This is a genomic window from Stenotrophomonas sp. 2201_Sma, assembly GCF_056486685.1.
This window is the reverse complement of the sequence record NZ_CM151329.1, coordinates 1,354,356-1,369,909: the sequence shown is the minus strand read 5'-3', so window position 1 is coordinate 1,369,909 and position 15,554 is coordinate 1,354,356. Positions and strand designations below refer to the sequence as shown.

10 protein-coding genes and 1 pseudogene are annotated in these 15,554 nt (G+C 62.6%); 3 read left to right on the top strand and 8 right to left on the bottom strand.

Annotation, left to right across the window (positions count from 1 at the left end; translation table 11 throughout):
* Window position 1: 1 nt before the first annotated feature.
* Together ACZLIF_RS06485 and ACZLIF_RS06480 are read right to left on the bottom strand one after the other, a co-directional pair.
* Entirely contained in the window at window positions 2-658 is a 657-nt protein-coding gene (locus tag ACZLIF_RS06485) for a hypothetical protein (protein ID WP_128990095.1), read from the bottom strand.
* A 429-nt stretch (window positions 659-1,087) separates the two neighbouring features.
* Window positions 1,088-1,456: pseudogene (locus ACZLIF_RS06480) on the bottom strand (glycine zipper 2TM domain-containing protein).
* A 627-nt stretch (window positions 1,457-2,083) separates the two neighbouring features.
* On the opposite strand from ACZLIF_RS06480, the gene ACZLIF_RS06475 reads away from it, so the two are divergent.
* From ACZLIF_RS06475 to ACZLIF_RS06465, 3 genes are all read left to right on the top strand, one after another.
* Entirely contained in the window at window positions 2,084-2,845 is a 762-nt protein-coding gene (locus ACZLIF_RS06475; RefSeq protein WP_464048716.1) for a M15 family metallopeptidase, read from the top strand.
* Between the two features lie 65 nt (window positions 2,846-2,910).
* Window positions 2,911-4,602, top strand: a complete 1,692-nt coding sequence (locus ACZLIF_RS06470; RefSeq protein ID WP_464048715.1) for a YadA-like family protein — start codon at window positions 2,911-2,913, stop codon at window positions 4,600-4,602.
* A 131-nt stretch (window positions 4,603-4,733) separates the two neighbouring features.
* Complete coding sequence (locus ACZLIF_RS06465) at window positions 4,734-5,216, top strand: GIY-YIG nuclease family protein (protein ID WP_042773838.1); 483 nt, start codon at window positions 4,734-4,736, stop codon at window positions 5,214-5,216.
* A 161-nt stretch (window positions 5,217-5,377) separates the two neighbouring features.
* Here ACZLIF_RS06465 and mobF read toward each other — a convergent pair whose 3' ends face one another.
* The 6 genes from mobF to ACZLIF_RS06435 form a co-directional block, all read right to left on the bottom strand.
* On the bottom strand, window positions 5,378-8,368 hold the full coding sequence (gene mobF, locus ACZLIF_RS06460) for a MobF family relaxase (protein ID WP_478462455.1): 2,991 nt from the start codon (window positions 8,366-8,368) through the stop codon (window positions 5,378-5,380).
* Between the two features lie 62 nt (window positions 8,369-8,430).
* A complete protein-coding gene (locus ACZLIF_RS06455) occupies window positions 8,431-10,341 on the bottom strand; it encodes a type IV secretion system DNA-binding domain-containing protein (RefSeq protein ID WP_464048713.1) in 1,911 nt (636 codons plus the stop codon).
* A complete protein-coding gene (locus tag ACZLIF_RS06450) occupies window positions 10,319-11,395 on the bottom strand; it encodes an ankyrin repeat domain-containing protein (RefSeq protein WP_464048712.1) in 1,077 nt (358 codons plus the stop codon). The genes ACZLIF_RS06455 and ACZLIF_RS06450 overlap by 23 nt, the downstream gene beginning before the upstream one ends.
* A gap of 144 nt (window positions 11,396-11,539) precedes the next feature.
* Complete coding sequence (locus ACZLIF_RS06445; protein ID WP_254918208.1) at window positions 11,540-11,662, bottom strand: hypothetical protein; 123 nt, start codon at window positions 11,660-11,662, stop codon at window positions 11,540-11,542.
* Window positions 11,663-11,922: 260 nt separating this feature from the next.
* Window positions 11,923-12,453 carry a hypothetical protein gene (locus ACZLIF_RS06440; RefSeq protein ID WP_024957452.1) on the bottom strand — a complete coding sequence of 177 codons (531 nt, stop codon included), beginning with the start codon at window positions 12,451-12,453 and terminating at the stop codon, window positions 11,923-11,925.
* Between the two features lie 85 nt (window positions 12,454-12,538).
* The gene (locus ACZLIF_RS06435; protein ID WP_464048711.1) at window positions 12,539-15,553 is read right to left on the bottom strand and encodes a TraM recognition domain-containing protein; all 3,015 of its coding nucleotides are present in this window, start codon (window positions 15,551-15,553) and stop codon (window positions 12,539-12,541) included.
* Between the last annotated feature and the right edge of the window lies 1 nt (window position 15,554).

The window sequence follows — 15,554 nt, the reverse complement described above, 5'->3', positions numbered from 1 at the left end:
CTTAGAATTCCCGAGTGCAGACGAGGATCGAACCGCTGGCATCGGCGGGGTCCGCTACCAGCTCGGGGGCGATACCGGCTTCCGATGCAGGCGAGGACCGGAAGTCGCTGCCCAGCTGCTGCTGCAGGATCGAACGCGCGGTCGCCAGATCCTGCTTCAGATACAAGGCAACGCTCGGTAGGCCGCCAGTTCGGGGCAGCGCCATGCGGCGCACGTCGAGCCCCTGATAGCGCTCGCTCATGCAGAAATAATGGAAGTCATCATCACGGCCGCAGGCGGCCGCCGGATGAGCACGGAACCAGCCGATGTCCGGCGCCGTGGTTGGCTGCCCGGGTAGATCATTGACGAACAGGCCTTCGTAGCGGCACTGATGGAAGCCCACCAGCATCCGGCCAAAATCGGAATCGCCGTCCGCGACCGGCGCCGTGCGCGATGGGGTGCCGGCGCCTGGCGATGGCTCATCTGCCTGCGACTGTGCAACCGCGGTCGTCGGCGTTCGAGCCACTGTCTCTGCGTCGGCATGGGGGGCAACCGTCGCCGGCGCAGGGGAACCGCAGGCAGTCAACACTCCGGCCGACAGCAGCAACGCCAGCGACAGGCCGCGCGAGGGGATACCCCTCCGGCTGCAGAAAATGCGTGAAACAACGTCAGGACTCATCGGCAGACCTTCCTCAGGCAGGGACCTGGCCGGATGGTCGATACCTCTGCACAGATCCTCCAGCCCGCGCGGGCATTCGACCCACGGTCACTGCGCCCGACGGTCGCAGCATGGCGACCCAGCATGGCGCTCCAGCGGCCATGCCCTCCTTGAGCGATATCCAGCAGTTCCTTCGCCATCCGCCCGTAAGGACGTGAATGGCCTAAAGATACCAGCCTGGCTGCCGCTAACGCACGCTTTCATCCAGAAGTCGTGACGAAATTCGCAAGTCACGGCGGCCTCCGTCGTGGTGGCGGCACATAACGCCCACCGGCGCCATTCATTCATGGCATCTGTCAGGTTACATTCGCCTCGACGATGAACGTCGGCCCTGCGGCGGATGTTCGAGGCATTCACCGAGGATGGAGGTGAATCCGATACTGGGATCGATCAGCGGTAGACGCGCTCGCAGCGACGTTCCACCACCCGATCGCCGGTCTTCTGCTGGTGGTTGCCCTGGATCTGTCGTCCGGCGGCGCCGCCGGCGACTGCACCGGCGACGGTGGCCAACTTCTTGCCGTTACCGCCGCCCACCTAGTTGCCCAGCAGGCCGCCCACCACCGCACCTGTGGCCGTACCGGCAATGCGGTTCGGATCGCGCGAGTTGCGCTGGACTTCAACGTTCCTGCATTCCACACGGCTGCCGTCGTTGAACTTGCGGCCTTCATCGCGGGGCCCGTAGGTCTGCGCACCCGCCATCGACGATGCCGCCATCAGGGTGCCCAGCACGAGCAGTCGGGTCGAGGTCTTCATGGCCAGCTCCTGTCTTCCGGGATGGGTCCAGTCTCCGCCTGCCGCTGGCAACTACGAGTGAAATCGGTGTCATCAGGACTTCATCGGCCATGCGTCGTTCATGAAGAGAACCGCGGCCCATGACGACGACCCACCGCCATGCCTGCTGCGCGGACGATCGTGCTGCTCCATCCAGGCGTCCTCCGCCCCTTCCAGTTACCATGGACGGCCCTGCCTGCTCCGCCGCCGCAGCCTGATGGCGCGGCCGGATGCTCTCTGATTCACGAGCCCATGTCCAAAGACAAGTCCGCCGAACACACGCCCCTCATGAAGCATAGTGGGCGTGTGCTTACAACTCATTGATTTAATGGGCGCTTTGCCCAAGAAAATCTTGGCGAGGAGCTTCGTCTCTACAGCATTGCTACACAACCCCTCTGCGCCTCCAGCGGGATGACGTGGGCGATTGACAACCCTTGATTGCATGCTATGGCTTGCAACGGGGCAGGGTTTCTCACTCCTTTTCTCTTCCCCACTAAGCCCCCGAGCTGCAGGTCTCCTCCCCCGGTCGTTCGGGGGCTTTTTGTTTTAGCCCGCTTGCGCTTTCCCGAAAATCTACTACCCCTGAAAGCATCTTGATCTTTCTGGGAGGAAAGCATGCAGCCCCGCTTTACCATCGCCGCCGTTCTGGCCTGCCTAGCCTTGGCCGGGTGTTCGACCGTTCAACCCAAATCCAAACCCAAGCCCAGCAGCCCCTGGGTTTTCCAAACCCCGAAGCCGCACGGCGCCATTTACCGGTTCTTCCACCCTAAAAGCGAAAGGACGTGGAAAGGGGTTTCCCCAGCGCTGCGGGAAAAGGTGGAAGCCGTCCAGGCCCAACTGGCCGCGGAAGGGTTTGATGTGCGGCCCGTTGAGGGCTACCGCTCCCCCGAGCGCCAGGCGGCCCTGCTTGCCTCCGGGTCTGGCGTGACCAGCGTTGGGGCGTTCTCCAGCTGCCACAACTTCGGACTGGCCGTGGATGCCGCCGTGTTCGTCAACGGGGAGCCAAGCTGGAACCTGGGCGATGCCCATGTAATGGCCGGCTATCAACGCTTTGGAGAGCTGGCGGAGATCGTGGGGCTGAACTGGGGCGGCCGGTGGACCAGCCCGAAAGACTATCCCCACGTCGAGCTGAAAGACGAATGCGGCCAAGCCAAGTGGGCCTACCGGCAGGGGCGCAAGCCGGGCGCGTTTCCTTCGGTGACCGGGGAGCCCTCTTCGGAAGTGCTGGCCCGTGCGCTGGCGCCGGCTTGGTGCCCTGCAGGGATGGAAACCGCGTGCTTGGCCTGGGGCAATGAAAACCGGATGGCCTGGAACTGGACGCTCCCGGCGCGGGTTTGTTTTGCAACTTTCCCTAACACCTTGAAAAAGATCACCTGATCGACTTGCGGAAATGCAATCGCCTGTTATGGATGAAGTATCAGTCCATACTCGGGAGGGTTTCCATGTCTTCGCTTCGCATTTCGATCTTAACGGCTTTGATGGGGGCCTCGTTGTTTGCCTCCCCATCGTTTGCTCAAACCGCCACGGGAACCGGGGCCACGGCTTCGGAACCCAACTCGACGGCGACCGGGGAATACGCCCAAGCCTCGGCCCCGAATGCCACCGCAACGGGTGCCTATGCCAATGCCTCCGGGAACGGGGCCGTCGCCACGGGCGTTCAAGCCAATGCCTCCGCAGACAACGCGGTGGCGTCGGGAACGAATGCCCAAGCGTCCGGTGCGAACTCCATTGCGACGGGCCAAGCCGCGAATGCCGCTGCGGTGAACGCCGTTGCGGTTGGCACGCTGAGCTACGCCGGGGGCGAAGCGGCGATCGCCTTGGGCGCGCAATCTGCGGCTACCGGCGTTCATTCGTTGGCCGCTGGCGTGCAGTCACAAGCCAGTGGAGACCTGTCCATGTCGATGGGCTACTTCAGTCGGTCGCGAGGCAACGCGTCTATCGCGCAGGGCAACTTGGCCCAAGCCAATGCCGATCACGCAGTCGGCATTGGCTCTTCAGCGGTCGCCGACGCGCGCCAGTCTGTCGCACTGGGCGTTGGGGCTGAAGCACGCGGGCAAGACTGCGTTGCCCTGGGCTCACATAGCCGCTGCTGGGCCAGTGACGAAGTCAGCGTGGGATCCACGTATGAGGACGGGGGCCAGAGCACCCGCCGAATCACGAACGTTCGAGCCGGCACCTCAGACAACGACGTCGCAAACCTCGGCCAGGTCCGTCAGGCGGCCCAAGCGCTGGGCGGCGGTGCCACGTTCGTCAACGGCAACTTTGTCGCGCCCATCTATCAGTTCCGCAGCGGTGCCACGCATCAAACCGTGGGAGCCGCATTGGACGATCTGGACGGACGCGTGACTTCGCTTGAGCAAAACCCAGGCAGCGGCTCGGGCACGCCAGGCCCGCGCGGCGCGGATGGGTTGAGCGCTTACGAGGTGGCCTTGGCCAACGGCTTCCAAGGGAATGAACAAGATTGGCTGGCAAGCCTGAAAGGGGAGCCAGGGGTCCAAGGGCCTGCCGGCACCGATGGGGTGGATGGAACCGCCGGGACCGGCTCGGGCCCGACTGTAAGGGCGGGCAAGAACGTCGAGGTGACCGACAACACGGACGGCACCCAAACCGTGGCGGTCAGCGACAACGTGCAGTTGTCCGAGCAGGGCTCTGTCCAGGTCGGCCAGACCACGGTCAACGCCCAGGGCGTGACCGTCCAAGGCGGCCCTTCGGTGACCACCGCGGGCGTCAACGCGGGCAATCAGCGCGTGACCAGCGTGGCTCCGGGGCGCATCGAACAGGGCTCCACGGACGCCGTGAACGGTGGGCAGGTCTATGAAATGCAGCAGGTCTGGGATGACCGCTGGACCGACACCGACCGCCGTTTGCGGCACCAGGATCGCCGGATCAACGGTTTGAGCGCCCAACTCGGCGCGATGAGCCAGATGGCCACCGCTGCGGCCCAGAACGGGGGCACGGCCGTTGGACAGGTGAACCTGAACGTGGGCGTGGGGTTCTCGGGGGGCAGTGCTGCAATGGCCGTGGGCTGGGGTGCTCGGGTGTCTGAAAAGGTCAGCGTCTCGGCGGGCCTGTCCTTCGGCTCTGGCAACAAGCCGGTAGCCGGCTTCGGGTTGAGCATCAACTTGGGGCGCTAAACGATTGCGTGGTGGAAAAGGAGGTGATCGTATCTCGGCAAGGGCCCTTCGGGGCCCTTGTTCGTGCCAGGGCTTGACGAATCGGTTCTTTCTTTTATGGGTATGTAGGTATACCCATCAATGGAGGGCCCTTGAACTGGAAACGCAATCAGAAATACCTGCCTCGCCCACGCCATTTCTACGGGTTGTTCTTTGACAACGGGTGCTGCTACGTGGGGCAGACCGTCGATTTAAAGCAACGCGAGCAGCAGCACCGCAGTGCTCGTGGGGGCTGGCAGGGACGCCGATTCTCGTTCGTCCCGCTGTCGAGCATGACGGGCACCCAGGCCGATGCCGAGGCTCATGAATACGCGTGGCGCTACAAGGCCTTTCAGCATGGCTGGCGAATCTATAGCAAGCCGCCGGGCATTCTTATCCGCGACCCCCGCAGGCGCACCACGGGTTACATGAAGTCCTTGGCGGCGGGGTATGCGTGGCCCGAGGCGGTTCCGCGCCGCTCGGCGGGGGCTCCGTCGTCCCTGGCTTGGGGGTTCTTCAAATGGCTGTTCCTCTACCCCTTCCTTTTCGGCGTGGCGGTGATAGTGCTGCAGGCCGTGGTCATGGCCGCCCTGTAAAGCAAGGGCCCCGGCGGAAGCCGCGGGCTGCCCTGCCCCACCCTCCATGCGCTTTTGACGTTGCTTTGGTGTCAAAAAGAACGCGGCCAGTGGCCGCGCCTCAAAGCAAAAGCGGTGTGGAGAGAAAAGCACATGGGCGGCATGGCCGCCCAGCCTGCTGCTCACAACGAGAAGCCCTGCCTGTGTTTCGGGGATTGCGCCGGCAGCTTGGGAGACGCCTTGCGCGCCCGCCGCAACGGCTCCAGCACCTCCAGCAGCCAACGGGCCTTGCGCTCGCCCTCGCTCATCTGCGGTTTTGGGCGTTCCGCGTGCTCCTTCAGCAGCGCGTCGAGCTTGCCCTGGATGCGCGTTCGCTGAGCGGCTGGGCATTGAGTGGTGGGGCGTGCAACTGCCCCAGGGCGCTGGACAACCGGCCGTTGCGGATCGTCTTTCAGTCCCGCGTCCAGCACGGTCTCTTTCAACCGTTCCAACCCCAGGCGCTCGTTCAACCGCTCCACGTCTTCGGACGTTGCATACATGCGGTAACTTCCCTTCGTCAAACGTGTGAAGGCCACCAGCCCACTATGGGCATCAAGCATGCCCAGGCTCGCCAGGTGGTAGATCTCCCGCTTGCCTTGGCCTTGGCTTTTATGCACTGTTCCTGCGTAGGAATGCTGAAAACTCTTCATCTCAAAACTGTTGAACGTCAATCGCCGGCCATCGGCCTTGGTCTCCGAGCGAATGGAAACGCTGATGTCGTAGCCGCCCGCCCTTGAGGGCTTGATGTTCTCCACCACGGCCTGCGTGCCATTGATGACCCCCAGGTCCTTGTTCTTCGCGGTGAAGACGATCTGATCGCCTTTGGACAACGCCAAGTCGAACTTGCGCCCCTTGTCCCGGGCTTCGATCGCCACCTCGTCCTGGTCCAGCTCACCACGCTCTTTCAACCCAGCCCGAATGCCCGCATTGAGCGCGGCCACGTCTGCACGGGTGTGGGCGATGACCAACTTCTCCTGCATCGGGGTTGGGTCTTCGAAGTATTCGTGCAGCAAGCGCTCGCGGGCGTCCTTCTCCGTGGCCGTTTCGCGGATGGTGTCGAGCAACCGGGCCTTGATTTCGTTGCCCTTGTCGAGGGTCTGGGCCCGGGAACGGCTGGCCTTCTTCAAGTCGATGACCTGGCCGTGCTCGTCGGTGGCGTAGAACGACAGCGCGGTGTCTCGGTCTTCCTGTTTGCCCTGGCGTCGGATTTCCGTGAGCTTGGCATCGCCGACCGCTTGCTTGGTCAACTGAAAGCCGGAACCAGCCCCGATGGGCTGAAGCTGTTCCACGTCGCCCTGCATGATGACCTTCGCCCCGGCCGCAGCGGCGTAGCTGAAAAGCTTGTGGGTGTTGCGCGCATCGACCATGCCTGCCTCATCCACCACGATGACGTCCGTCTTGCGGAACTGCATCTTTCCTTTGTCCAGGTCATGGAGCATCTGCGCCATGCTCACGCTGGACATGCCGCTTTCCGCCTCCAGCTTCTCGGCCGCGGCGTTGGAAACGCAGACGCCCAGCAGCTCGAATCCTTGGGTCTCGAACGCTGCCTTGAAACACTCGGAAATAGTGGTCTTGCCTGTGCCGGCCAGGCCGGAAAGGTTGACCACGCCCCCGCTGCCCTGGGTGATGTGGTCCAGCGCGTGGCGCTGCTCCTGGGAGATCTGAAAGCCCTTGGCCTTTTCGTAGTCTTTCACCACCCGGTCCACATCGGCCGAAGGCACGTGGTGATGGGTTTCCTTGGCTCGGTCAATCGCGAAGGCCACCACCTCCTGCTCGACCTGGAGCATCCACGGGGCGCAGTAGCGCTCCTGGGTATGCCGCCTTGCCAGCGAGTCGCCCTTGTCGTCGTCGTGCAGGCGCATGGGGTTGACCAGCACCAGGCCGTGCTCCTTCTTGAACGCTTCAACCAAGCTGTAGAGCTCTGGCACGGTGACGCTGCCGGCGTATTCCTGGCCCAGGACCTCCAAGAGGTTGTGGTCGCAGAAGATGGCGTCGGTCTCGTGGAGCCGTTCCAGCAGTTCAGCCGTAGATTTTTGCTCCATTTCGTGCGCGTTGCCCTTGGCCTGCTTCAGGCTTTCCGTGGATACGTCGAAGCCTTTCAGCGTGTCCTGCCAGTGCGCGATGAGCTCCTGGTAAGGCGGTTCGTCCTTGTCTTTGCGCGTGGCCAACGTGGCCTGCTGATTAGACACGTTGTGCTTGGCTGCGTAGGCCAGGATTTCCTTGCGGCGGTTGCCGTAGCGATCCGTCACCTCCTCGTCCAGGCCCGCGATCCGCGCGTAGACGCGCCCGGTTTCCTGGCCGTCGTCGTCCAGTTCACGGATTCGGTCCACCCCATAGCCCAGCGCCTTCATGCCCTGGTAGAGCTCGGTCTTGTAGACCTCATCCATCGCTTTGCGGTAGCGGTAGATTTCTTCAGCAGAGAGGCTGGCCTCTTCGCCGTCATTGCCCAGCGAGAGGTTGTAGAGCAGGTTGTGGGTGTGGAGGTTCGGGCCCATCTCCCCGGTCGCTTCATCGGCTCGGGAGGCGTAGTGGTGATGGCTGCTCCAGATCAACCCATCCACCCCAATGACGTCTTTCCCGGCCTTGTTGCGCCGGGTTTCGGACATGGCTTCAAAGGCTTCCATCGCCCGCTGGACCGCGTTGCGGTGCGCGGCATGGATGGCTTCTTGCTCTGCCGGATCGGACGCCAGTGCAAACGCCACGCTGATATCCAGCGGCGCGCTGATCGTCATGTCGTAGCCGATGCGATGGCCACCGGCCAGATACGTGACCACCTTGCCGTCTTTGTCGCGCAACGGGGCCTTGCCGGTCTTATCAAAGCGGACTTTGACCTGGCCGCGATCCCCGGCTCCGTGGCATAGCGCTCGCCCGGTCTTGGGGTCAAATCCATCCGTCAGCGGAATCATCAGCTCTTCCGTGGCGCGGACGCCTGCCAGACCCAGGTGCTGGGCCAAGCCGCCATAGAACTTCGATTGCGCCTCTTTGCTCGGCGCGGAGCGGCTGTAGTAACCCACGGCCATGCTTGCCTGCTCGGCTTCTTCAGAGAGCTTTTCCTGGGCCAAGAGGTAGTAAATCGACGCGGAACCACCCTTGGTCCCCCCGGCGTTTCGCTTCAGCAGTGTGGCGTTGATCATGAGTTCTCCAGGTTCTGGGTATCCCTTCAGATCTACCAAAACCCAGCGACTCCACAACCCCACTACTTGCGGAAGATGGCTTCCAGCTCGTCGTCTGAAACGGCGCGGAGCTTCGGCGGCGTGGCACCAAGTTTTCGCAGCTCCGCGGCGGCCTGGTCGGCGGTCATCTTCAGCACGCGCTGGACCTCGGCTGCGCTCTGCGCGTCGCTCTCAGGCATGGGTTTCTGCTCCACCGGGCGAGCGCCCTCCTCTGTCCAACTCGCCCGTTCCTGCCCATCTCGAACCTTGGGATAGCTCACGCCTGGCCAGTTGAGCAGAAGCGGATCCCCGGTGGTCTGGACGATGGCTCGGATGCCCCAACCCTCGGAGCCATAGGCGCTGCCATTGCGTGGGCCCAAGTCGTCAGTGAGCCGCCCCGGCGGAACAACGGCTTTCGACTCCTCGTGGACGGTTGCTTTTTCGTCGTGGGTCCGCCAAGCCACGGTGCGCTTGCCCAGGTTCCGGGAGACTTTTTCCCGGGTCTCGCCGATTTGGAGATGGCAAATAATGTGTGTGCCGACCAACCCTGAAAAGGCTTGCGCGGTCTTGTCCCCATAGACCCTCTCGACCTGTGACCAATCCTGCACGGCCATGCAGGCCACCACGCCTTTTGAGCGTCCCAAGGCCAGCAACGGCTCGATGTTGAGCTTGCCGGCGGAGGTGAGCTCATCGAAGAAGAAGCCCAGGAATCGCCCGGTTTCGTCATCTGGCAGCGAGGGGCCGATGATCTCCGGCACCGCGCAGTTGATCATGGCGGAGATGTAGGCCTTGGTTAGCACCTCATCAGGACCTGATTGAACAATGACCTGCTTGCATCCCGTGTAGTCGTCCTTGATCCAGTCCAGCATGGAGAACATCTGCCCAGGCGTGCGCTCGGGCCATGCCAAGGCCAGGCGCTCGATAACCGCGGTGCCGTTGGCGAGCACGGCGATACAGCTGCTGGTGGTGTTCGAATCGGGATTCGAAATGAGAGCGGCGGCTCGGGGGTAGTAGAGCGACAGTGCTTTAGCCATCGGTTCAGCGGGACGGGCAACCAACGCGGCCAACTCTGCCCACCCCCAGTTCTTGCCCTTCGTGGCCTGGAGTTCGCGCACGCACCCTTCCAGCAAGGCTTGCGCCGCAGACGCCCAGAATGCGCCGCTGCCCTCCTCCGGGGGGATGATGCTTTGGGAGAACGCGGCGGCTTGGGCTTGCGTCGCTACGTCCCGTCCCACGTCCCAGATCCAGCTTCGCTTGTCGAAGGGGCAGACGATCACTGGGCGCTCGAAGATCGACGTAAAGTCTCCTTTGATGTCGTAGATGAAAGCCTTCTTGTCGAGCCGAACAACCTGTTCCAGCAGGTGCTTCAGGATGACTGACTTGCCCATTCCCACGGCTCCATAGATGAACATGTGACGGGCCAGCAGCTTCTTGCTGACCACCCAAGCCGGATGTAGTGACAACGCATGCCGCTCGCCCCTCTGCTCCTTCTTTGTAAGCGAACGACGCCGGGCTTCAGTCAGGGCCTCTTTCCCCTGCAACAGTTGAGCGCCGGACACATGCCAGGTATTTGAGCGCGGGATGAGCCCACGCCGCGTCGCCCAAATCGACGCCCACCCTGCCAAGCCCGCCGCAACGCCGACCCGTGCCAACGTGCCAAACGTTGCCTGCTCCTTGGCCACCTCCCAGAATGCGGCGGCAGGCTCTCGGAATGAGATCGTGCCGGTGGCAAGGTTGCCCAGCGCTGCCAGGCTGCCAGTGAGGGCCTGGTTGAAGTTCATGAGCGTGTGACTGCTGGGCACCTGCCAGCCCAACCAAAGCGCTGCTGGGAAGACCAGACCAGCCACAAACGCCCCAGACAGCAGGGCCTGGGGCCAATAGCGGACGGCCCGACTTGGTTCGATGCTCGACGGGACCGTCCAGCTCCAGCAGTCATAAATCGTGGACTTGCTCACGTGCCTTCTCCCGGTGAGCGTCGCCCGGCTTGCGGCCGGCGTTGTCGAGCCGCCCAGGGTCCGCGCCTGCGGCCATGAGCTCCAAGCAGCATTGCGCGCGTTTGTGTTGGGCCGCCACATGTAGAGGAGTTTCCCCGCGGGGGTTGCCCAATGCTGGATCCGCGCCGGCCTCAATCAACCGACGAACGATGCCGGGGTGGCCGTGGCGCGCGGCGAGGTGTAGCGGCGTCTCGCCGTTGGCGTCGGGCACATTGGGCTCGGCCTGCATGCGCAAACAGGCCTCCACCCCCTCCAGGTTCCCGGTCGTTGCGTTCTCGCAAAGCCACGTCTGCCAAGGGGCTCCGTATAGCCCCAAGTGCGGGGCGTGCGCATGGGCTGCTGCCAGCACCTGGCTACCATGCATCGTGGTTAGCGCTTCTCGATAGGTCGCCTTGACGTGGTCCGCCGCCAACCGGGCTTGGGCATCGGGGACCTCGTAGCGCTGCAGGAGCCTGGCGATGTCCAGGTGAGGAAGCGCTGGGGCTGCCTGCGGCAACTCGGGCTGGGCTCGGAGGGCCTGGAGCTGCTTCGCTGCGGAACGGTTCGACTGGACCTGGTCGATGGATTCCCTCAGCTCTCTCAACAGCCCCTCCCGCTGCTCGGCCGGGAGCAAGGCGTAAGCGGAAGCCAGGGGATTGTGGCCCAGCACGCCGGCATGGATGGCTGCGTCGAGCGGGTGAGCGGACAGGTCTGGATCGACCTGAAGCAATGCGGCGTGGCCGCCCTGCCCCAGCTCCAGGGAAATGCGGTTGGAGAAACGGCTGGGGGTCATCACCCAGTCAAAACCCGCGTCGGTCTGGGTGTCCAACCCGAAAACCTGGGCCTCTCGGCAAAACCGCGTGGCCAAGTCCAACACTTCGCGCGCATCGGCGCCCGCGGCGGCCTCGTGATGCTTCCCGTAGAACTGGGCCAGCGTCAGGGGGTGGAGAATGGGATGAAGCAACGGCTCGTGGGGACGATTCAAGAAATCGCCCCCACCGGGGTTGCCTGCTGGGTTGTCGTGTTGGGGTTCCATCCCCTTTGCATACCGTCTTTTTCGGTTTTGGCAATCAGCAAGCGATCTTGATGATGAAAGCCGCGCCAATCAAAACCCCGGTTTGCAGGAAAAGCGAAACGGTGTGCAGATCCATCTGCTCCAAATCCTCCTTCAACCACGTCATCATGCCAGCAACCCCGCCACGTTGGCGGCCACGTAGCTCACCACCGAAAACGCGCCCAAAGTGATCAACAGGTTCCCCACATTGTCCACGGCATACTCGTAAGCATCGGCAAAAATATACATAGGGACCTCCCCCGGTTGTGTTTAACTGATTACAGTCAACCACATCTCATAAAACTGGCAACCCGAGAAATCTCGATTGATCGACACTTTTGATGTTTAGTCAAAACCTTTCTTCTCTTTTCCAACCCCCATCCCACCTCTTGCTTTGAGCCGCGTTTGACGTTTGCTTTTATGGGTGGATCGATCCGCTCACAAACAAGGGAACGTGCCCAACAAAAAGGGCCCCGAAGGGCCCTGGATGCGACACGGGGAATGGACCGTCATTGACGGTAGATGTTCTTCTGGACTTGGGCCTCGTGCTTATCCCAGTCGAAGTTGGCCTCATAGCGCTTCATGAAGTCCGCTTCCTTCTTCGCGCTGGCGGCGTAGTGCGCGTAGCCCAACTTACCAGGCCCCATGGTTTGCTGCCGCTGGGCCGCAGTCAGCATGGGGATGTTTTCCCCCAAGGATTGCCCCCCGTCCTTCTGCTGGCGCTTCTGTCGCCATTCGTCCACGGTGCTGAACACCACTTGGGCGTGCTTGTCTTTGGGAGCGTCTTCAGCGCGCTGCTGCACCTGTGCGTGCAAGCGCTCTCGTGCGTCGGTGATCTCGTCGGGCTTGGCTTGCTTGGCCCAGTCCAAAACGGCTTGTTGCTTCTCCTGGATATCGGCCTGGTCCTTCGCCAGCGACTGGTCGAAGACTGCTTTCTTCTGCGGTTGGTGGTCGTTTGGACGCTCTCCGGCCAGCTTGGCTCGCCGTTTATCGCGAGCGCCCAGCAGGTCGTTGAAGACGTCGAAGTGGGCATTGCTCATAAAGTCCTCCTTCAAGGAAATGGATGGTTAGGTCAGCATTGATCGATTTTGGAAAAGGGCAAGGGTTGCCTTGCCCTTTTTGGGCTCAGTCGTTGGGCATCATCTCGGCCAAGTCCGTGCGGCTCACGCCTGCCCGGCAGAGCGAGACAATCGCATTGCCGCGTGCAGCGGTCAGGGCCGGGTATTCCTCTTCCAGGAAGAGCGGCAGGACCTCCCGCTTGCCCCCTGTGGGCATGTCGATGTCCCGCGCCAGCTCCTCTTGGCCCACCGTGTCTTCAGCCCCGACGCGCCATTTGCGCCCCGTCGCCGGATCCACGCGAAGCGCGCTCAAGCGGCCTGCGCCCTGCATCAGCATTTGCTCGTAGGCCGCTGCGTAGGGGTGGTTCGGGTCGTTGAGAACGCTGTGGCGGAAGTTGGTCAAGCCACCCGAGAAATCGATGCCACGCGTCGGCTCCTTGAAGGTGGTCAACTGAGCCTTGCCCAGCCGCTTCATCAAGTAGTTGCGTGTGACAAACGAGTGGTTGAGCGCGACGACCGATTGCATGGTGTTGGCCAGCAAATCGGCTTCGTTCTCCGACCCGTAGGTGTTGATAAGGCTGTCGTGGCCCTGCACCGCGATCACCGGCATCAACCCCAGGCTTCGGGAGGTGCTGAAGAGCAGCACATCGTCCGAAGTCAGCAGCAAATGCGCCTCGTCCATCATCAACAGCACGTCGGTTTGGCCCGGCAGCATTTCGCGCCACTTGTCGCCGTGCGCCCCGCGTGCCCGAATGCCGTTCATGACACGCTGCTTGAGCAACCGCTGCATCATGTCGCCCGCTTCGCCGAACTGGGTGGGGGGCAGGAACAAGCCCACGAACTTCCCGTAAAGCGCCTGAGAGACGTCCACTTCCCCACGTTCGACGGAATGCCACGGGATGTCATCTGCCGTCCGGAGCTTTTCACCCCGAAGCAGTTTTTCGATGAGCCCCCGCGAGTTCAACGTGAAGGACTGGCGCTGCTCTTTATGCATCGCAGGAACGCCCAGCAATGCCCATTCCAGCGAGCTTTGCAGCTGGGACATGGGACGCAGCAAGTCGGGATGGACGGTCTCGGACCGGGTGGCCAAGCGGTTGTGGTAGTCCCGGGAGTAGGCGGCATAGGCCTCCCGCTCTTCGTCAGTGCTAGACGTATCCGGGCGCTCCAACCCCAACCAGTTCACCAACTCCAGCACGCGAGCGCTGGCAATCTCCCCGCCACGCGGCGTCGGCACCACCTGCTCAACCATCGCCAACAGCTTGGCATGGTGGAATGGGGTGTAGAACCAGTTCCGGGAAGCCTCCGCCACAATCGCGTAAGTGCCCATTTGCTCTTCCACGCGAGCCAGCGCCGCTTCCAGGTCTTCCAACCCCAAGCCACGCTTCTCCAACTCCTCCCGCTCCAGCAGCATCATCAACCGGGCGTGCTCCAACCCTTCCAGCTTGGCGATGCAGAAGTCTCGGTAGGCCTGCTCGTGCTCGCATGCGGCCTTCAGGATGATGCCGGTGTGGAAGAGGAACGCGTCGCCGCCGTCGCTCCAGAGCTTGGACTTCTCATCGACCTTGCCACCGGTCGCGCCGCGAAGGGCCTTGGTGATTTGGTCGGGCTCCAGGCCCTCGTAGGGGGCCACCGACATGCCTGCGCGCACGACGATATCAAACGCGTCCTTGCCCAAATCGGAGATGATCGCGCCGTCCTTCGCGTCGAGGATGAGTGCTCCACCCCCGCTGCGCTTCGCATCAAGAACGGTCTCGCCCGCGGCGCTCCCCTTCATTTCATTCCGCAGTCCTACGGCCAATGCGGACTCGCGATAGCGACGGGCCAACGGCCGCAGCACGCTGAAGGACTTGCCCGAACCGATGCGCCCGTAGACGATCAGGCCTTGGGTCAGGTCGCGCCAGGACAGCATCATCACCGTGCCCTTGTCCGGCGCAAAGCCATGGCCGCGGTCGTTCAGGTGACCAGACGCTCGACCCACCTTCAAAAGCGGGGTCTTGTCGCGCAACGCTTCGGCAGCCTGCTGCTCGCGGGCCTTCACGTGGGACTTGGACAGGGCACCCTGGGTCGCCAGGTTGTTATCCATGTTCTGCAGGTAGAGGCGAGCGGCCGTTTGAACGAAGTTGCCTTCCGTGAACTGCAAGGCATACATGGCCGCAATCACAAACGCCACGGCCACGCCCATTCCGTCCGGGAGAAGGGAGCCAACCCCAACAAGGGCCAAGATCACCACCATCCACTTCATCATCTGAATGAAGCGCTCGGCGGTCCCCCCCAGCACGCCCCGGTGGGGATGCGAGGCCGCACTCAGGAAGGCCGCAAACAACAGCAGGCCAGGAATGGTCAAGATCAGAAGAACGATGCCCGCCATTTTGGCAAAGCCCGCAGCGACCGCCATCATCCCCGCTCCCGTGTTCATCGGGTCAACCGCTGCTTGCCCCATGCTGGCCGCGTCCACGTGGAGCGCGGACGACAACGCCGCCGAAGCGGTTGCAATCAGCACGGGCAGCACCATCAGGGCCAGGCCCTTGAAGGCTTCCTTCATCCCTTCCGCTTGCTTCAACGCAACAAAGTAAGGAATGGCAGCCAGCAGCACCACGTAACTAAAAGCGCCAATGAGCGAGCCCAAGAAGTATTGAACCGCACCAATCAGCGGGAAGGCCAGATACATCAGCGAGGTTGCAGTGCTGTCGCCGCCCAGCGCCATGTCGTCCCCCAGCACGAAGCCTTCGGCACGACGTCCTTCCTTGGTGATGATCATGCGGGCCTGGGTGTTGCGCAGATCCTCCGGAACCTTCGGCCACCACGGATGGAACTGGTCCAGATCCAGTTCTTCGGGCACAACCAGTGCCATCTCTTTCTCGTCGAAAACCGCGCCCGCTTGGACCGCCATATCTACATCCTCTGGGGGAACGTCCAGCACGCGGCTCTTCACGCGGTCGCTCACGTCAAAGCGCCCGACCAAGTTTTCGTAGCGGTCATTGCCGTCCAGAATGATTTGCTCCAGCGTGCTCGACGCTTGATCGTCCTTCTTGAACAGCTTGCGGCCAATACCGACCGTCCAATCCATCAGCGATAGCAACATG